The organism is Borreliella burgdorferi B31 (assembly GCF_000008685.2).
Classification (GTDB): Bacteria; Spirochaetota; Spirochaetia; order Borreliales; family Borreliaceae; genus Borreliella; species Borreliella burgdorferi.
In genome coordinates, this window is record NC_000954.1 from 1 (window position 1) to 17735 (window position 17735).

At 31.2% G+C, this 17735-nt stretch carries 22 protein-coding genes and 7 pseudogenes; all 29 read left to right on the forward strand.

Going from position 1 to position 17735, the window contains the following annotated elements; all coding sequences use genetic code 11:
- The first annotated feature begins 65 nt into the window (after positions 1-65).
- Positions 66-1292 (forward strand): phage portal protein, encoded by a 1227-nt coding sequence (locus tag BB_RS07110; RefSeq protein ID WP_010883889.1) that lies wholly within the window; start codon positions 66-68, stop codon positions 1290-1292.
- A 16-nt stretch (positions 1293-1308) separates the two neighbouring features.
- Positions 1309-2001: a DUF1357 domain-containing protein gene (locus tag BB_RS07115; protein WP_010883890.1), complete on the forward strand. Its 693-nt coding sequence runs from the start codon at positions 1309-1311 to the stop codon at positions 1999-2001.
- A gap of 11 nt (positions 2002-2012) precedes the next feature.
- Positions 2013-2579 carry a DUF228 domain-containing protein gene (locus BB_RS07120; protein WP_010883891.1) on the forward strand — a complete coding sequence of 189 codons (567 nt, stop codon included), beginning with the start codon at positions 2013-2015 and terminating at the stop codon, positions 2577-2579.
- Positions 2580-2582: 3 nt separating this feature from the next.
- Positions 2583-3350: a DUF228 domain-containing protein gene (locus BB_RS07125; protein WP_010883892.1), complete on the forward strand. Its 768-nt coding sequence runs from the start codon at positions 2583-2585 to the stop codon at positions 3348-3350.
- Between the two features lie 28 nt (positions 3351-3378).
- Positions 3379-3953: pseudogene (locus tag BB_RS07130) on the forward strand (DUF228 domain-containing protein).
- A gap of 21 nt (positions 3954-3974) precedes the next feature.
- Positions 3975-4938, forward strand: a pseudogene (locus BB_RS07135) (hypothetical protein).
- A gap of 19 nt (positions 4939-4957) precedes the next feature.
- Positions 4958-5413, forward strand: a complete 456-nt coding sequence (locus BB_RS07140) for a DUF3890 domain-containing protein (protein WP_010883873.1) — start codon at positions 4958-4960, stop codon at positions 5411-5413.
- Positions 5413-5796 carry a DUF1506 family protein gene (locus BB_RS07145; protein ID WP_010256287.1) on the forward strand — a complete coding sequence of 128 codons (384 nt, stop codon included), beginning with the start codon at positions 5413-5415 and terminating at the stop codon, positions 5794-5796. The genes BB_RS07140 and BB_RS07145 overlap by 1 nt, the downstream gene beginning before the upstream one ends.
- A complete protein-coding gene (locus BB_RS07150) occupies positions 5784-6173 on the forward strand; it encodes a hypothetical protein (RefSeq protein WP_002658432.1) in 390 nt (129 codons plus the stop codon). The genes BB_RS07145 and BB_RS07150 overlap by 13 nt, the downstream gene beginning before the upstream one ends.
- Complete coding sequence (locus BB_RS07155) at positions 6170-6736, forward strand: DUF764 family protein (protein ID WP_010883874.1); 567 nt, start codon at positions 6170-6172, stop codon at positions 6734-6736. Before BB_RS07150 ends, BB_RS07155 begins: the two co-directional genes overlap by 4 nt.
- Positions 6717-7830: pseudogene (locus BB_RS07160) on the forward strand (DUF787 family protein). The gene BB_RS07155 and the pseudogene BB_RS07160 overlap by 20 nt, the downstream one beginning before the upstream one ends.
- A 14-nt stretch (positions 7831-7844) precedes the next feature.
- On the forward strand, positions 7845-8273 hold the full coding sequence (locus tag BB_RS07165; protein ID WP_010883893.1) for a DUF1463 domain-containing protein: 429 nt from the start codon (positions 7845-7847) through the stop codon (positions 8271-8273).
- A 15-nt stretch (positions 8274-8288) separates the two neighbouring features.
- Positions 8289-8745 (forward strand): annotated as a pseudogene (locus BB_RS07170) (DUF1473 family protein).
- A complete protein-coding gene (locus BB_RS07175; RefSeq protein WP_010257901.1) occupies positions 8742-8978 on the forward strand; it encodes a DUF1322 family protein in 237 nt (78 codons plus the stop codon). The pseudogene BB_RS07170 and the gene BB_RS07175 overlap by 4 nt, the downstream one beginning before the upstream one ends.
- A gap of 7 nt (positions 8979-8985) precedes the next feature.
- The gene (locus BB_RS07180; RefSeq protein ID WP_010883894.1) at positions 8986-10260 is read left to right on the forward strand and encodes a DUF759 family protein; all 1275 of its coding nucleotides are present in this window, start codon (positions 8986-8988) and stop codon (positions 10258-10260) included.
- A gap of 22 nt (positions 10261-10282) precedes the next feature.
- Positions 10283-10504 (forward strand): hypothetical protein, encoded by a 222-nt coding sequence (locus tag BB_RS08080; RefSeq protein WP_044283637.1) that lies wholly within the window; start codon positions 10283-10285, stop codon positions 10502-10504.
- Positions 10447-11037: a DUF792 family protein gene (locus BB_RS07190; RefSeq protein WP_080745459.1), complete on the forward strand. Its 591-nt coding sequence runs from the start codon at positions 10447-10449 to the stop codon at positions 11035-11037. Before BB_RS08080 ends, BB_RS07190 begins: the two co-directional genes overlap by 58 nt.
- A gap of 3 nt (positions 11038-11040) precedes the next feature.
- Positions 11041-11991, forward strand: coding sequence for a DUF693 family protein (locus BB_RS07195; RefSeq protein ID WP_010883895.1), 951 nt, complete (start codon positions 11041-11043; stop codon positions 11989-11991).
- Between the two features lie 17 nt (positions 11992-12008).
- Positions 12009-12563: pseudogene (locus BB_RS07200) on the forward strand (DUF777 family protein).
- Positions 12564-12592: 29 nt separating this feature from the next.
- Positions 12593-12925: a DUF2634 domain-containing protein gene (locus BB_RS07205; protein ID WP_010883875.1), complete on the forward strand. Its 333-nt coding sequence runs from the start codon at positions 12593-12595 to the stop codon at positions 12923-12925.
- A complete protein-coding gene (locus tag BB_RS07210; RefSeq protein WP_010883876.1) occupies positions 12922-13797 on the forward strand; it encodes a DUF276 domain-containing protein in 876 nt (291 codons plus the stop codon). Before BB_RS07205 ends, BB_RS07210 begins: the two co-directional genes overlap by 4 nt.
- Positions 13798-13806: 9 nt before the next feature.
- Positions 13807-14413, forward strand: a pseudogene (locus tag BB_RS07215) (DUF735 family protein).
- Between the two features lie 9 nt (positions 14414-14422).
- Positions 14423-15230 (forward strand): annotated as a pseudogene (locus BB_RS07220) (DUF685 domain-containing protein).
- A gap of 81 nt (positions 15231-15311) precedes the next feature.
- Positions 15312-15515, forward strand: coding sequence for a holin BlyA (gene blyA, locus BB_RS07225; protein ID WP_002658481.1), 204 nt, complete (start codon positions 15312-15314; stop codon positions 15513-15515).
- 3 nt (positions 15516-15518) lie between these two features.
- Positions 15519-15866: a BlyB family putative holin accessory protein gene (locus BB_RS07230; protein WP_010883868.1), complete on the forward strand. Its 348-nt coding sequence runs from the start codon at positions 15519-15521 to the stop codon at positions 15864-15866.
- Complete coding sequence (locus BB_RS07235) at positions 15856-16191, forward strand: BlyB family putative holin accessory protein (protein ID WP_002658486.1); 336 nt, start codon at positions 15856-15858, stop codon at positions 16189-16191. The genes BB_RS07230 and BB_RS07235 overlap by 11 nt, the downstream gene beginning before the upstream one ends.
- Positions 16184-16537, forward strand: coding sequence for a BBA14 family lipoprotein (locus BB_RS07240; RefSeq protein ID WP_010883877.1), 354 nt, complete (start codon positions 16184-16186; stop codon positions 16535-16537). The genes BB_RS07235 and BB_RS07240 overlap by 8 nt, the downstream gene beginning before the upstream one ends.
- A gap of 104 nt (positions 16538-16641) precedes the next feature.
- Positions 16642-17196, forward strand: coding sequence for a Bdr family repetitive protein (bdr, locus tag BB_RS07245; RefSeq protein WP_010883878.1), 555 nt, complete (start codon positions 16642-16644; stop codon positions 17194-17196).
- Between the two features lie 105 nt (positions 17197-17301).
- Complete coding sequence (locus BB_RS07250) at positions 17302-17730, forward strand: Mlp family lipoprotein (RefSeq protein WP_010883879.1); 429 nt, start codon at positions 17302-17304, stop codon at positions 17728-17730.
- Positions 17731-17735 lie beyond the last annotated feature (5 nt).

The following is a 17735-nucleotide window of genomic DNA, read 5'->3' on the forward strand; positions in this document are numbered from 1 at the left end:
ATTTTATTGACAAAAATATTAGTTTTTGCTATCATACATCTAATTTAATAAAGAGAAGTAAAAAGGTGTGTGATTTAAGAAAAACAAAACTAATAGATAAAATAAGTTCACTAGAACTATACAAATACTCAATATTTTTTAGAAATTACATTGAAAATGTAGCAGAAGATTGCCTCAAGAATGGACTTGTTCTTGAGAGTGCTGACCACAATGTTAGTGAGGTTGAACTTGCTAGGTTAAAGGTACAGCTTAAGAATGCTCTGCTTAATTGTATTATAAGCTACCGTTTTCATGGGATTGGCTATGTTTTAGTAAAAACCAAAGATACTCTAATAGATCTCGAACAACCCGTTAATATAGAATTACCCATTGGTTTTGAATACCTTGATTATGAATATGTAAGAGATTTGGGAGTTGATTTTGATCATATAACCTATAAAGTAAAATCCAACAATAAGAACAATTCTTTAGACGCAGTTAAAATACATAAAAGTCGACTTATCATATATGAAAACTTTGATTATATCTTAAAAAGATATGTTCCGTGTTATACCGAAAGCTTTTTACTAGATATTTATTTATTTGAAAAGATATACGTAGAAATAGAAAGACGTATTGAAAACCACAATTTTTTGTTTTACAAAGATGAATCTTTAGTACAACTACAAGACGCGCTTTCTAGTGCAACAACTTCTTTAAGTGCACTTACTAAGAGCAGCAATAATGATGGGGGAAGTGGCATTTTATCTTCTTTTTTGAGAAAACAAAATTCAAACAATCATAGTAAAGATATTTCTAATTTAAGAAACCTTAATGACTCATTATCACAGGAGCTTGCTAGGCTAAAAAGCAATCTAAATAATGAGGGAATGTTTTATACGGCCACCCTTAGTGCTAGTTTAGAGGTTATTAAATACGATCTTAGTTACTTAAGGGAGGCTTTAGCATTAATTAAGGCAAAAATTGGTGCAGATACTAAAGAGCCCTTAACCAGAAGCTTTAATGAACAGGCTAAAGGATTAGGAAATGGTGGTAAAGGTGATAGGAGTAATTATTACGATTTTCTCAAAGGTGTGCAAGAACAAATTGAGAACTCTTGTAATTTAAAACTTACAAAGTATTTTGGGCTTGATATGAAATTTAATTCGCTGATTATGTTAAGTGAAGAACAAAAAGTGGAAAGAGATATAAAGCTAATTGAGCTTTACAGTAAATATAACCAGCTTATACAAAGTAGCTCCTTTGATAATGAGGAGTTAGCGATTTTAAAAGAGAAATTATTCTCATTTTGAGAAAAGGAGTTAAAAGATGACTGAGAAAGAAGAAAAAGAAGACCTGCAAGCACAAGATAAAGAAGAGCAGCAAAATAAGGCTGATACTAAAGTTATAAGTGCGCAGGAATTTGAAGAGTACATGCGCTTTAAAGAGCAAGCAAATAGTAAATCCAAAGAGACAAGTCGAGATTTAAGTATAAATGAACGAATAACAAAAGAACTCGCAGAAGTTGAAGAGAGGGAGCGTATTAAAAAGCAATTATTGCTAGAGGCTGAGCGCATAAATGAAATTGATACACTTGCAAAAGCACATCTTAGCAATCATTTCAATAAGGAGGTGTTGCTTGCAAAAGGATACACATTAAAAGACATTATGCAAGCACAACGTAGAGAACTTGTGCGCAAGTTCGTTCCAATTGAGCAAATTAAAGCTATTGCCAAAGTATCAGACATAAGTCATATCGATGGAGAGATGTTAGAGCAACTTGTTTCTTTAGCAAAAGTGAATATTAAATTAAGAAAAACTGCGAGTAGCAATTTTTCTTCTGTTGACTCTGTCAGAGGCAATATTGTTGTTAAATCAGAAGAGAGAGCAAGTTTGCTTGATTCTAATTTTGTACCTATTAATTTCACAGAATTTGTACAAGCGATAAGTAATACTTACAAGCAAAGACGAATTCAATTTTATGAAAATCTAAAAAGACATAAAAGAACAAGTATTGCTTAAAGGAGTTTTTAATGAGCGATGGTATTACAAAAATAAAAGAAGAGTTTGATAAAAAAGTTGCAGAAATTAAAGCATTAATGAAAAATCCTCAGCAAGATGCTGGTTTGCTTAGGAATTCTGTAGACTTTAGAGATAAAAATCTAATTTACTCCAATTCGGATGGAGTTTTTACTAGTAGTAAAGACAAAATAGAAAATTATCCTGCTAAAGGGTATCCATACAAGCGTGGAGTCAAGCTTAGTTTTAGTGCAGATGGTACAACAGAACTAGAAGTTGAGGCTGGTGGTGGGGATGACTTGTACGGAATATGCACTGATATAGATGAGTTTACTGGCATGGCAACTGTAGTTCCAATTATAAATAACTTCACGGGGTATTTAACATTTAAGAAAAATGGACAAAATGGTGTGAATCCGGGTGATAAGCTGCATTTTAATGCACAAGGAGAGCTTGAAAAGAATGGGGGAAATGATAAATCTGTTAATGCTATAGCACTTTCAAAAGTACATAAATTAACCGAAGAGTTATCCATAGTGCTTGCTAGTGTTTTTGGGAATAGAGCTTTAAAAGGTAATTAAATTATGGCTTTAAAAGGCAAAGGGCAAGCTAAATCTCCTAATGTTCATGATAATCCACAATTAGGGTTAGAATCAGAAATTCCAGTTGCTCCTAGATCTAAACGTCAAGCAAGACAGGCTGAAGAAGCACAAGCAAAAGATCCTTATTTAGATTCAGTTAAAGAACTTGACGATGTTCTTTTAAAATTTAAAAAATATTCAAAATCAATGAGTTCGATTGAAAATAAGGTTTTTAGTAGTTCGGGTGGTTGTTTTAAATCAAAGAATGAGCGAGTTAATGCTTATTCTTTTACATATTCAAGCTTTGCAGACAAAATAGAAGAATACCTTTATGATCCAGCAAATAGTTTTCCATATAAGCGTGGGGTTAAACTTGTTCCAAAAGAGAATTCTATATATGTTGAAGTTGGTGCTGATACTGATATGTATGGGATATGTGTAGATGTATGTGAGTTTAGTAGTACTGCGTATGTATTACCAATTACGAATAACTTTGAAGGGTATCTTGTTACAAGAAATCCGAGTATAAAAATGGGAGAAATATTGGATATAAATAACAATGGGGTTATTATCAAGGCTGGTGGTGGGCCACCAACCGCAATTAATGCATATGCCCTCTCTGATTCATTTACAATCAATTTTGCACCCGAAGATGAACATCAAGATCAAGCTAGATATCCCAAACAAGAGTATTCTATTAATTTGATAAAAGTTGCAATTTTTGGCAATAGAGGCCTTGAGAAAACAGTAACACCTGAAGCTGGTGGTTAAGCCTTGGGCAATAAAAGGAGTTAAACAAATGGCAGACACAACGCAATTATTAAAAGATTATCAAGATAAACGAAGTAAACTTGAAAAGTTTATGAAAAATCCCCAGTATGACGCTGGTTTGCTTAGCAATTCTGTAGAGTTTAGAGATAAAAACATACAATTTTTTGCCTCTGGAGGCACTAGAACCAGCAAATTTGACAAATTAGAAAATCATCCATTTTTAGGATATCCATATAAGCGTGGGGTAAAAAGAGTTATTCAAGAGGAACAAGAGAATCAAATTCACTATGAACCCCACGTTGAGGCTGGTGGTGGGGATGACTTGTACGGAATATGCACTGATATAGATGAGTTTAGCAAAACAGCCACTATTGTTCCAATTACAAATAATTTTGAGGGTTATTTAGTAGCAAAAGATTCTACGCTTAAAGTAAAAGACAAACTTGTTTTAATAAAGACGGTGCTCTTGAAAAGGTGACTGGAGCACCACCAAATAAGGCAACTATTAATGCAATAGCGTTGTCTGATGCAAAACAAATTAGTAACGATGTTTATTTAATAAAAGTAGCAGTATTTGGAAATAAAGCTGTAAGTAAAAATTAATGATATTTGGGAGGATTTAATATGGAATTATTTGATGAAAATTATTATGCAAAAGCTGTGGCTAATATTATAGGGGAAGTTAAAGATCCTATAATGTATAAATGGTTTTCGCCTGATCAAATTGAAGATGTTGATCTTCAGATGGGCTACCAAAGAACTGTAAAGTGGGATGCGTTTTTAAATGCTAATCCTACAACGATTGCTAATGAGGTTAATACTATTTCAACTATTGGATTTAGTTCTGAAGTGGTAAGACTTAATTACTTAAAATTACAGTACAAATTTAGGCACTTAAAGCAGGCGTCTGAAAAATTTTACACTTCAGACTCATATCTTGGTGACATTAATAACAATTTACTTCCTTTCTCTCAAGCCTATAAGCTTGCAAGTAGCGAGATTATTAAACTTATTAATCACTTTGTACTAACAGGCACTGTTTCAATTCAAAAAGATGGAAAAAATCAAAAACGTCTACTTCCCAATATGTATGGACTTCTTAATATGCCACATCAATCAAGTAAAAGAAGAGGTTGAAAGTGCTAATAAGGACAAAATGGATAAAATATTTGAAAAAATTGAGGCGGGACTTTCAAAGTTAGAGCTAGGAGACGAATTTTCTACACCTATGATGGTAATAGTTGACCCTACAACTTCTCTCAAACTCGTAAAGCCATACGCAGCAGCACAGGGTGCAGCAAGTAGCTGCGAAAAATGGGAGGATGTTTTGATTCAAACTATCAAGGCTATTAATAATAGAGAAGATGTCTACATTGAAACTTCAAACTTGCTAAAACATCAAATACTTATTTACCCATTAAACCCAGAGCTTATTAAGTTTAAACCTAGCAAGTATATGTTACCTACACCAAATGAACAAGTGGATAAAGATTCAACTGATATTGCTCATTCATACATTGATTTTGTTTTAGGAGGGCTACTTGCTACTAGAAAAACTATTTTGCAAGTACATATTAAACAAAGTTAAAAACATAAGGTAAATCGAAGTGAGCGAACAAAAAAACTTACAAACACAAGTTGAGGCTGAAGAAGAACTTTTGGTAACAAAACTTCATTCCGAAGTGTTATTGTTACTAGGAATAGACAAACTTGCATTAAGCAGACAAAATTTTCTACTTCATTTATCTTTACTTCAAGCTATTCTAGTAACACGTGGTATTGATGCTAGTTCACTTACATATGAACAAATATTTTTACTTACCTTTTACCATATGGGTTGTCAATTAAGAAAACAGGGAGTTGTTCGAGAATTTGAATTTGATAGGATCAAAAAAGAGAAATTCAATGAACTTGAACTTGATTATTATCCTAGTAGCAGTGGAGGCGAAGAAGGTGGCGAGGGGGGTTGTGGCTCAAACAAGAGTTTTTGTTCACAACCTGATGCATTTTTAGAAAAACTAAAAAGAGAAACTTCAACGCCATCTTGTGTGGGGGTTGTCTAATGAATGGTGTTAGGAAAAGACTTTCTGATATGTCATTTCGCATGATCAACGTATTTAAGGATCCTAAACCCTTAAAGTTTTATAAAGGTACTGTTGTAAAGCTTGAAAATGATTCTTCTTATCAGAGAGTATTTGATAAAAATAAGTACACTGAATTCGCAGGAGTTATTATTGACATAAAGCCACAAGAACTTGCAATTCTTTATGATTCTGATATGTCTGATATTCAAGGATATTCCAAACTTTACACATATCAAGACCTTAACTATGAACTAAAAGACCGAATATCAATTGCAGATTTAGTTTACTTTGAAATATTTAGTATTGACTCTTCAATCGGATATTTTACTTTGGTTTTAAAGGAATTTATATGGACAAACTAGAATTTAAAATGGAATTGGAAATTGGGTGGTTTGGTGGTCGTGCAGGTATTGCTAAAATGCATGAAAAAGGGAGTAGCAATTTACCAGCAAGAAAACATTTAACCAAAATTGCTAGTAGTTCTGAGTTTAGAGAATATATCAATAATAGCTATATAAATTCTAAGTTTAATCTTGACCCTAAATCAGGAATGGAGGCTATTGGACAAGCTTTTATAAGGTACTATGAAAATTATCTACTATCAGCACAAGTCACTCCAGCCTTAAAGGCTAATACAATCAAAAGTAAGTTTAAAAGGGGCAGTAACACTGCAGCAATTCCACTTGTTGATACAGCCAAAATGTTATCAGAGATTACTTATAAGGTAACACTTGAATGATTTTCACTTTAGATATGGTATTAAATCATTTAACTCAAATATTTAAAGGGTTTAAGGCGTATGCAACTGAAAATAATTTTGAGTGCGATATCATAAATACCTACAATCATCCATATCTTTCAAAAATCACAGCTGCTAGCTCAAATATAATAGCATTGAAATTTGATGGTACAGAAAATCTATTTGATCATAATTATAAAGCCGGTGTATTTTATGAAAATGCTTTGGAATTTAGTATAAATTTTCAAATATATATTATTGCAATAGTGTTAAACGCCAAAGACTTTGACGCTAATTCACGCATGTTAATGCTTTATAGTATGCTTAGTGACTTTCTACACAATAAAGCTCATAAGTATACTTTGCCCAGTCTACAACCCGAATATATTAATAAAATTAACTTCTACATTTACCCAACATCTAATATGCAAACAGTTGGACTGATTAATTTAGGCACAAAATATAGCAACCATGCATACAGTGCATCTATAGCATTCAATGCTAGTGTAAAAGCAATCGAAATTTTAAAGGAGGAATACGAAATTGCCGCAAGATACAATTAGTGTAAGTTTTATTGACTCTAGGATTCAGACTAGTAGGCCCAATTATTATAATCCACTTTTGGTTTACAAAACAGCTAAAATCAAAGTTAACAAAGATGCTGCTAGCTATAAAATATTGAATTTAACCGTTAATAATTATGAAAAACAAATTGAAACTTTAGAAAAAGAGAATGGAAATGAAGAAGATCAGTTTGGAAAAGAAAAAACACTGCTTAAAACTGCAATGTCAAATTTTTTCAATTCAAGCGAAGAATCGTTAAAATCAGCCGATCTTTTCATTTATAAGGATAAGCCTGAAGAGCTAAAAAATTATCTTAAAGTACATAGACACACTTTTGTTGTACTTATTAACACTGAGGGGGATGCGTCAGATGATGGACTTAAAATTTACAAAGATGACTATAATAAATTCAAAATGCCTTCAACTTTTTTTGTATTCTCGACTAAAGAACAAGAAATAAAAGAACTATTTAAAGATAAAGGCAATACTGAAAAAGAAAGAAATATTGCTGTTTACAGTAACAATAAAGACAATTTACACCTTAAATTTATAAGTCAATATCTCCATCAAGCTAGTATTTTTCATGCTGTAAATCCTTATAGCATGCCGCTGGCTGCTACACCACTTGTTGATGATACTGTAATTGGAAAGTTGCGAACTGCAAAAATCAACTTTTATTCACTTCTTAATGAAACTGGGCTTGATGGTTTACCTGCCTTTAAAGAAGGTGTTGACCTAGCTGGAAGTACAATAGACGAACAATTTACATACCACTATATAAAAAACGAAGCGATTATTGAGCTTATTAAAATTTGGAACAAAAACAATAGGCAAAATAGCAAATTATCTGCACTGCAGCTTAGTGGAGCTAGAGACAATGCATATACTTCAGCAATTGAATGTTTACTGAAAAGGTTTGTGGATAGAGGACTGATTATTGAGTACAAAAATTTAAATCTTACTCTTTCTCCTACCCCGCAACTTAAATTAGAACTTGGCGTGAATATTACTTATAACTTTAGCATTAATGCTGTTGCTTTAGTAATTACTACTCAAGATATAGTTTGATTATCAAAACAGCTTAAGTGCTTAAAAGGGGGTCTAAAAATGCAATTTTATGATTTAAGAGAAGTTTATTTTTCAATTGGTGGTACGCAGTTACATAGTGGCAAGCTAGAGCTTACAAGCGAACCTACAACAAGAGCAGTGATTAGTAGTGAAGATAAAGGTATGCCTGTAATAAGCTTAAGAGATCCCAAAACAATAACTTATGTTTTCAACATTGAAGTGACACTAGGTAGTCATGACTACATTTTGTTAACTGAACTTTCTGATGAACAGTTTTACAACATGGATGTGAGAAAAGAGGATAAAATGCTTGATTTAGTATTCAATGATAGAATTGCTACCAAAATTATTTCTAACTATGCAATTTTTACTGAAGAGCCTTCAAGAAGTTATTCTGCTGAGGCCGAAAAAGTATCTTTTGAAATTAGGGCTATTAATTGCCAAAAAACTAAACCAAACAACACTTAAAAGGAGAGTCTTATTATGATAATGAGATATAAAATGAAAATTTTAACTAAAAATAAAACTTATGAATATCCACTAAAAGTATTACCAGTCTATGAATGGGATAAAGGTGCTAGGATTTAATCAAAGTGACGCTGTTTTAAAGCTTAATGAGGTTAAATACTTAAGAGAAATCACAAGCTTAATGATAAGTCCAAAATTTTTAGACGAATTATATGTGATTTTGGATCAAAATAGAGAATTTATTTCTTATTATAAGGACTATCTTGTTGCAATAATTTACACTGCACAATTTAATACTTTTCATTTAGACAATGATCTAAAAAAGCCCGCTTTAGTATATTTGAGTGAGTATGAAAATAATGTTGGTGATTTTGTTGCTTTTGACTATATTAATGAAAATTTTGATTATGAAAAAGTAGCCACTTCGCTTTCATCAATTACATCAAATTCCAATGCGCTGGTTGCTAAATGAGCAAAAGAAATAGAGATATTGATAAAGCTATTGCAAGTCTTGATGAGACTAGAAAAAAATATTTTAACTTGCTTGACGAGATTAAGAACGATAAATACTTTTTCCCAGTAATTATGAATATTTGCTCATACTACTCGGTTAAAAAATTGCCTTATGACGAGCTTTTAGAAGTCAATAGACTTGCTGAGATTAAATTAGAAAAAGAATTGTATGAATTAATTTTAAGCAAGTGAGGACTTAGTGGGCGACAAATTCACCATTAAATTTAAAGGTATTCTTGATCATGCTGCAACAAAAAAGGCCATTGAACAAGATATTTCTAAAATGGGAAAATATCTTAAACCTAAAAAATCTAGTTTGGGTAGCACTAAAGATATTGTAAAAAATAATTTGTCGGACAAGAAAAAAGAACTTAGTAGACAATCTAAATTTGAAAGCTTAAGAGAGCGTGTTGAGAAATATAGACTTACACAAACTAAAAAACTTATAAAACAGGGCATGGGGTTTGAGAAAGCTAGAAAAGAGGCTTTCAGAAGATCTTTAATGTCTGATAGAGACAAAAGGCGTCTTGAGTATAAAGAACTTGCAAAAGAATCAAAAGCAAAAAGTAAAATGTTAGCGGCCTCTCAAGGAAAAGGACTTGTTGCCAAAATTGCTATAGGTAGTGCCCTAGGGAATATCATTAGCAACGCTATGAGTAAAGTTGGAGGAGGCCTTTTAGGTTTTGCTAAAAAATCGGTTGAAGAAGACACCAAAACAAAAAGAACACAACTTCTCAATAAAGCGTTTTATGGTGATCCAAAAGAGAAAGAGAGTCTTTTAAAGATTATTGGCGGAATGAAGGGATTTGAGCGCGACCTAGAAAAAGAAGAATTCTTAAATCAAGCAAGTGTCTTTAAGGGTACTTTAAGGGACTTAGATATGTTAAATGAAACTAATTTGAAAAACGCAGTAGAATTTGCAGCTATGCTTAAATCCAGTGGTGCTATGAGCAGCGAAGATGCAGTAAAGGCTGTTAATAGTGTTCTTGGGGGTGATGGAAGTGAGCTTTTTGATCTACTAAAAAAGTCGGGCGTTGGCGACAAATACATAGAAGATGCCAAAAGGGCTTGGCAAGGCGGGGCTGAGGTAGATTTAGAGTCCAGAATTACCAAGATGATGGAAATGTTCGAGGATTTTAAATCTTTCGGCCTTACAAAAAAAGCCAATACTGCTGAGATTATTCAAAGTAATTTGGCCTCAGCTGAGCAAACTCTTCAAAACTTAACCACTACTGTCTTGGACCCATTACTTGACCTCATTAATAAGATAACTAATTACTTTAAAGACTTTACGTTTGAAACACATATTATTGAACCCATAATTAATGGCATTAAAAGTATTTTTAATCTTAATTATTTCTTTGCAAAATTAAAATCGATGCTACCTGGATGGATGGGCGGAGATGAGGGTGCGGCTCTAAAAAAACTACAAGAAGAAATTCAAAATCAAGACAATGCTAACAGCACACCATAATTTTTACAAAAGGTAATTACTTATGACAAGTAACAAAAAAATTGCTAACAATGCAGCTAACAAAATAGATATTAATAATAAAATTACTAACAATCATGATATTGAAAAGAAAAAAATCGAGGAAAAAATTAATGATATTGAAAAGAAAAAAATCGAGGAAAAAATTAATGATATTGAAAAGAAAAAATCGAGGAAAAAATTAATGATATTGAAAAGAAAGAAATCGGGGAAATTACTCGAATAATAAGAGATGTAATAACCCAAATATTTGCCCTTTTCGGAGCAGATAATTTTTTAGTGTTATTTCCTAGAATGGATCTAAAAGGTTTTGGATATGTTCCTCAATTGTTTTTTATAAAACCAAAAAATGAACTCATAACACGCACTTACAATACTAATTGTTCTAAAAGACCAGTTATCAACTATTATGATAGAAAAGCGGAATATGTAAGCTACAATCCGGTAATGACTGGTGAAAACATATCATTAAACGGTGGAATACTAACATCCTTATATAAGGATATGCTTTCTTTACTTAAAATGACTGTTTTTGGCAATACTATGCTACGTTTTGACGCGCATCTCGCAAAAGAACAACTAGCAAACAGACTTCAAGCTCAAGTTCCTTTTAGTATCTACAGTCCAACTTTTGGCCTAAAAGAATTGGCTGTAATTACAAGTCTTTCGTTTAAGGACACTCCTTTCATTGACGAAGTTGAGGTTAGTCTATCAATAGAAATAGTAAAAACATTTGCATTGGAAAAATATAAAGGATAAAAAATGCTGTTACTACAATATGATTTTAAAATTGAGTTCTACAATGTAGATACATCAAAAAAATCCCCTGATGGAATTCCTTTCGCCGAAGAAATTCCTAAAATTATCATCAATACACAAGATGGAATTCATATTGATATTTCCATATCCAACGTGTATTCAAATATTCATACTATAAGTTCCAAACAAGCAAAAGTCGTACTTTGGAATCTTCCCTTAGACCTCACCGACGACATTAAATTTGGAGATATAGTAAAAATATATTATAAGAAATTTGCTCATGAAAAAAATTTTGATTTCATAATGGCAGGAACTTTAGGACCTCCTATGAGCACTGATTATCCGGGTGGGGATTTTAGTGTAGATCTTGATGTTCGTTTATTAACTAAAAGCAATTTCTTCAATCGCGAATTGGCAGGCAAAGAAGGCAAAAACTTTAAAGGCAAAACGGTGCAGGAGGCAATAGAATCTGTATTTCCCAATCGCAATATCCTTAATATGGATGAAAAAGATTGTCTTAAAATTATTGACAAAGATATTTATGCCACAACACCAAAAGAGTTTATTGACAAAATAAAAGGAACATACGCTCATAACGTAATAGCCGATATTGGTACTGGTTTACGGGGATATGAATGCTATCTGATATTTACTAATTATATAAAAAAGGGGGAAAATGTCCACTACGAGGCATTAGAAGACTATGGGCTTGAATTTATACCACAACAAGAAATTACTTTGGGCACAACACTCAAAAAAAATCTTATATTTTGGAACGCAAAAACATTTTTCACACATAAGTTAAATGTTGGAGATAAAGTCTCATTTATTGATGGACTAGGGAAAATGATAAAAACCACTATAAAAGAAACAAGTGCAAGGCTTAGCAATACAGGAGAGTGTTCATTAATATTAAAGTTAGAAGATGATTCTAATACAAAACGTAAAAAATAAAGGGGACTAGAATTAGAATGAATGAAGACTATGAAATTTACAGAATGAATCAACGCCTTTATGGCCAGGCATTGGCTCAAGAAGACCTTAAAAATTGGATTTATTCAAACATTTTTATAATTAAAATTGGCACTGTAAAGGGGTTTAAACATCAAACTTAAGAAGCTATTGTTACAATACCCGAATTTGAAGATTTAGAAATTCACACAAAAAATATTTCTAATATCCGTTTAGAACTATCAAAAGGTGATAACGTTTTACTGCTTCAATCAAGCGTTAATATTTTTGATAAAAATAACGATATTCACTTTGACAAACATCACTTTTATATACTTAGTGCAATTAGCCCAAAGACTTTAAATCTAATCTCTGATACTGTTAAAATTAAAGCAAACAATAATATTGAAATAGCTAACCAAACAACTAGCTTAAAAACAATTCTCAAAAATATTGTAAGTGCTATTGAGGGTATAAAAATAGCAACCACACAAGGAGGCCCAGTAATTGAACCAGTCAGCCTAAAAATAGCAACCACTAAAATTAATTATGATATTAACAGTTTGTTCAAGTAATTTTTGCTAATTATGGTATAATTAATAGTATGGATTTAAGATTAGGCAATAATTTTGAATTGGTATTTAATAACGATTTATCACTTGTTGATGGAATTGAAGAACAAAAACAAAGATTTTTGATATTTTTAAAAACCTTAAGGGGTAGTTTAAGCTATGCTCCTCATTGGGGATTGGACTATTTCTTGCTTTTAAAACTGTTAAAAATTAACAATCTTCACGCTGTAAAAAATTATTTTCATGAAATATCTAAAGAGCTTAACTTAGATTTAATAAATATTTCAACTACTATACAAGACAATAAAGCGCATATATCCTTTTTTTTCTCAGGCGATGTTTTGAATATGGAGTTTAATTTATGAGCATCGTTTTTGATTCTGATTTTGGCATTTTAAAACGTACAATTAAGGATATTGTAAGATCGAAAAGAGAATATTTGCGTGTAAATTATGGGATTAATATTGATGATAATCAAAGCTCAATTTATAACATTATTGCGTCTTCTTTAGCATTAATTGAAGAAGAAATAATTAATGAGCTTAATCTCTTTTTTTCTAAAATGAAACCGGGTGGCACTTATTGGGCTGCTATTGAAGAACACATTTCTTCCAAAAGCACAACTTACAGCGCGGTTCGCACGGCTTTACTTAATCTTGATGAGGTTGAGTACACTAATATTAAAAGTGCAGCTGGTAAAGCCAACATATATCTAATTCTAAAGGAAACTTTACTAGACACTAGTAAATCTAACATTAATAGTTCTGAATTTAAAGCAAAACTTTGGGAAACATTATATCTAACAACTCCTAGTGGTACTTTACTTGAGGGAGACATAGAAATTGATGGTCTCAATTCAACTGGACAACGTAAATCCTATAAAATATCACTAGGGAAAAGAAAATATGTTTATATGAAAGTAAAGTATAAACTTGACCTTAAAAACTATCTCTACTTAAACATAGACTCTCAAATTAGGGACATTTATTCTAGGATTATTTTAAATAACTATTCTGATATGGGAATTAGCTTTGAATATCAAGACTTTTTTGCTCCAGTTAATGAAGTTAAAGGAATTAAGTTTATGGAAATAAGTGCTTGTATTAAAGATACAGACACTGAGAGTATTACAAAAATTGGTGATAGCGATTTTAAAAAAAATCAAGATATTGCCATTAATGATGACACAATGCTACTTTTCAATACGACAGATAGATTGCTTATTGATATTGGATAGTTAACAAATATGAAAATACCCAATCTTTTCAAAAACACCGAAATTCATAAATTTATACGTACAGAAACAGAATATGCACAAGCATTGCTTAATGAACTTAAGTCCCTTAATTCCAACTTCATGTCCATTAATGTAATAGAAAATATAAAATCAAGATATATTGCAATATGGATATCTCAAGTTTTATCTATCTTTTATGCAAAAACTCAAACTTTACAAAGTATTACAAGCAATATTAATAGTGTTATTTTTGCTTTACGTCATATTGGCACTGATGAGTCATTTAGACTGATTTTCAAGACCTTTTTAAATGTGGATATTGAAGTTACTACTCCTGAAGCTGGGGTTATTGATATCTCTTTAAAAGGGGTAATAAAAACAAACTTTACTACATTTATTTCGCCTAGCACTAAGAAAGGAAAACGACTAAAAAAAGATAATTCTTAGAGAAAAGAAGCCGGGATACGCTGCATCTAAAAAAGCTTTAGTATTTAACTCACTTCCTAAAGGCTATGATCATTCAATTTATGCTTTTATAAAGAGAATTATTCCTATTGGTAGAGTTCTCAAAATTAATAATACAGATGGTAACAATATTATAACTTTTAACAACTAAGGAGGTTTTATGGCTGATGATCAAGAAAAATTACTAATTGATGAAGAAGAAACGGTTCAAATAAAAGATTTAAATAAGGTTACGACCGTTAACAATACTGATCTTTTACTGCTTGATGATGGAGCTGCAAGCAGTAATGCTATCACCTTTAAAAACTTTTTAGATGCTTCTAAAGACAAAATATTTAAAGGAGAAGGATTAGACTATTTTAAGCAGATAATTAAGTCTACAATTGCCGAAGAACTTGCAGCCAATACAGATTTTGTAGAAACAATTTATGCTAAAATAACGGACAAATTAATTAACAACGATTCTACTAATATTTCTAACCTTTTTAGTAAAATTAAATCACGCCTTACAAATAGCATATCATCAGCCACTCTATCTAGAAATGATGATCTTTTGATAATGTCTTCTTCAAGTATTCAAAAAACACCCGTTCCAAAACAACTGCTTGGAGCACCATCAGATTTTTCACATGGAAGAAATTTTGCATACGGACCAACGCTTTATTCGTCTGACTACAAGAACAAATCAATAACTATTAAGTTGGAGCACACTAATAATGCAACTCTTATTTTTTATAAATATAAGGATAATGACCCCATTTACCTTGATATTGAGCTTGACGCAGAACACTACAGTAATAGCGAGAGTAAAGTACTTTATCTAAGATATTCCGATGAAAGTGAAACAAGTATGGCTTATGAGCAATCAGACGCTCCCCCAAGGACTATCTAGTAGATTTCCCATGTATAAAGGATGGTATATTCAAAAAAGAGCCTACCTATCAGGGGGCCCCATCCCGCAGCTTTAAAAGCTGCAAACTTTTTTAGCAAAAATTACGATTTTGATATAATGTATATACAAATAAAAAATTAAAATAAAGGATTAAAAAATGGATACTATTAAATTAACAGAACTTCTTATCAATTTAAATGAAATTAAACTTATAGCCGTAATGATTTTTGTAACAGTATTGGTTTTAGGAGTGTTAATTCTTCTCAAGCCTTTATTAAAAGACATATTGACTATTGTAATAGGCAAGATTTTTAAGAATGGCAATGGTAATGGCAAAAATCACATTAAAAAAAGAGATTAACTTATGAAATTATCCAAAGATAATGTTGAGCTTGGACTTACGTCTTTATCAACCCTTATTGATATATTTTCTAAATTTGAAGATGAATTTGATGAAATTGCACATAAAGGATTCTTTTTGGTTTATGAGCTGTATTCTCATTATAAATTAATCTATACAGCAAATATGGAAAGACTTGAGAGTGCATTAACCCCAGCAATAAATGCGGCACTCGCTCCATTAAATGAAAAAATCAATCAATGCATTGACTTAGTTAATTCTGATGAAAAAAATCTCAAAATATCTAATGATCTGAAATTCAATCAGGAAGGAAAACCTATCTATAAGGAAAGAACAAATAATGCAAAATAACACTATTGGTTTAGGACTTAATTTACTATCCAGCTTAACTAACATAGCTAAAACTGATACAAACATAGATCATAATTACATTAATACTTTTAGTAAAGTAATAGATTTTTTCTACAAAACATATATAAGCACACTAAAATCTATGGAAACAGCTGAGTCAACTAAAATATTTGAAGAAATACAAGACATTTTAAAATATAACATTGAGATAATAGAGGCTATCTCTACTGATAAAAGCAAAAGAATTATCACTTCACTTAAAGCAACACGTAACAAAATCATGAAAGAATATATCAAAATACTTAAAAGAGGTGAAAATGCTTAAAAGATTGCATTGTCTACTAATTGCTTTGCTACTATGTTGCACCACTATTGCCAACCTACCAGAAGAGCCAAACCCGCCAATTATTCCAACACTAAAATCTTTAGCTAAATATGAAACACAACTTTCAGAGTATGTTATTTACCTAGTAACATTTTTAGCTAAAACAAAAGTTAAAGTTAATGATCCAAATTATCCAGAATATCCTTATCCAGACTTATCAGCACTAAAAGACGAACACTCCATAACTGCGGTAAGACATAATATCAACATATATTTAGAGTACATTAAAAAAACAAAACCAATAGCGGAAAAAGTCTATAATAAATATTCCCAGTTAAAAATGTAAATTACAAAAAGGTTTTTCTTGCAAGAAATTCTATTTTACATATAAAAATCTCTAAAGCCAATTAATCTAAAATAGTGTATAATATGACCATAAGGGAAAATTTTATGGAAACAGTGTCAACAAATATTGCAAGTGTAACTCAAGAACAAATATATAAAGAATTTATTAGACTGGGCATGGAACAATTAATAGCACAAGATTTATCTAAAAGATATTATCACAATGAGCTAACATATAGAGATTTAGAAAATTTAGAAAAACAATTTGATATAAAATTTGATAATCTTATTTCTAAAATAGATAGTGTCAAAAGCGAACTTAATACTAAAATAGACAATGTAGAAAAGAATTTAAATCTAAAAATAGATGGTTTAGATACTAAGATAGATACTGTAGAAAAGAATTTAAATCTAAAAATAGATGGTTTAGATACTAAGATAGATACTGTAGAAAAGAATTTAAATGTCAAAATAGATAGTGTTAAAAGCGAACTTAATGCTAAGATCGATAGTGTTAAAAATGAACTTACTGCTAAAATAGACAATGTAGAAAAGAATTTAATGTCTCTTTCAGAAATGCTTAAATGGGTATTGGGAATTATGGGAGCAATGTCTATCACAATGATAGCAGGGCTAATATTTGCTTTCATTTCTAAATAGCTACTACCTCACTTAAAACATATCAATTCAAATAATAATTGTTTATCCAATATTTAGTATTAATAATTGATTAAGTGAATATTAATAATAAAAAAAGGAATAACAATGAAAATTATCAACATATTATTTTGTTTATTTTTACTAATGCTAAACAGCTGTAATTCTAATGATACTAATACTAGCCAAACAAAAAGTAGACAAAAACGTGATTTAACCCAAAAAGAAGCAACACAAGAAAAACCAAAATCTAAAGAAGACCTGCTTAGAGAAAAGCTATCTGAAGACCAAAAAACACATCTTGACTGGTTAAAAACCGCTTTAACTGGTGCTGGAGAATTTGATAAATTTTTAGGATATGACGAAGACAAAATAAAAGGTGCACTTAATCATATAAAGAGTGAACTTGATAAGTGTACTGGGGATAATTCTGAACAACAAAAAAGCACCTTCAAAGAGGTGGTTAAGGGGGCTCTTGGTGGCGGTATAGATAGTTTTGCAACTAGTGCAAGTAGTACCTGCCAAGCTCAGCAATAATATCG

What these genes read in the sequence shown, in the direction of transcription:
- BB_RS07115 (WP_010883890.1), top strand. Translation starts at nt 1,309, where the DNA reads ATGACTGAGAAAGAAGAAAAAGAAGACCTGCAAGCACAAGATAAAGAA.
- BB_RS07120 (WP_010883891.1), top strand. Translation starts at nt 2,013, where the DNA reads ATGAGCGATGGTATTACAAAAATAAAAGAAGAGTTTGATAAAAAAGTT.
- BB_RS07125 (WP_010883892.1), top strand. Translation starts at nt 2,583, where the DNA reads ATGGCTTTAAAAGGCAAAGGGCAAGCTAAATCTCCTAATGTTCATGAT.
- BB_RS07145 (WP_010256287.1), top strand. Translation starts at nt 5,413, where the DNA reads ATGAATGGTGTTAGGAAAAGACTTTCTGATATGTCATTTCGCATGATC.
- BB_RS07150 (WP_002658432.1), top strand. Translation starts at nt 5,784, where the DNA reads ATGGACAAACTAGAATTTAAAATGGAATTGGAAATTGGGTGGTTTGGT.
- BB_RS07155 (WP_010883874.1), top strand. Translation starts at nt 6,170, where the DNA reads ATGATTTTCACTTTAGATATGGTATTAAATCATTTAACTCAAATATTT.
- BB_RS07165 (WP_010883893.1), top strand. Translation starts at nt 7,845, where the DNA reads ATGCAATTTTATGATTTAAGAGAAGTTTATTTTTCAATTGGTGGTACG.
- BB_RS07175 (WP_010257901.1), top strand. Translation starts at nt 8,742, where the DNA reads ATGAGCAAAAGAAATAGAGATATTGATAAAGCTATTGCAAGTCTTGAT.
- BB_RS08080 (WP_044283637.1), top strand. Translation starts at nt 10,283, where the DNA reads ATGACAAGTAACAAAAAAATTGCTAACAATGCAGCTAACAAAATAGAT.
- BB_RS07195 (WP_010883895.1), top strand. Translation starts at nt 11,041, where the DNA reads ATGCTGTTACTACAATATGATTTTAAAATTGAGTTCTACAATGTAGAT.
- BB_RS07205 (WP_010883875.1), top strand. Translation starts at nt 12,593, where the DNA reads ATGGATTTAAGATTAGGCAATAATTTTGAATTGGTATTTAATAACGAT.
- BB_RS07210 (WP_010883876.1), top strand. Translation starts at nt 12,922, where the DNA reads ATGAGCATCGTTTTTGATTCTGATTTTGGCATTTTAAAACGTACAATT.
- blyA (WP_002658481.1), top strand. Translation starts at nt 15,312, where the DNA reads ATGGATACTATTAAATTAACAGAACTTCTTATCAATTTAAATGAAATT.
- BB_RS07230 (WP_010883868.1), top strand. Translation starts at nt 15,519, where the DNA reads ATGAAATTATCCAAAGATAATGTTGAGCTTGGACTTACGTCTTTATCA.
- BB_RS07235 (WP_002658486.1), top strand. Translation starts at nt 15,856, where the DNA reads ATGCAAAATAACACTATTGGTTTAGGACTTAATTTACTATCCAGCTTA.
- BB_RS07240 (WP_010883877.1), top strand. Translation starts at nt 16,184, where the DNA reads ATGCTTAAAAGATTGCATTGTCTACTAATTGCTTTGCTACTATGTTGC.
- bdr (WP_010883878.1), top strand. Translation starts at nt 16,642, where the DNA reads ATGGAAACAGTGTCAACAAATATTGCAAGTGTAACTCAAGAACAAATA.
- BB_RS07250 (WP_010883879.1), top strand. Translation starts at nt 17,302, where the DNA reads ATGAAAATTATCAACATATTATTTTGTTTATTTTTACTAATGCTAAAC.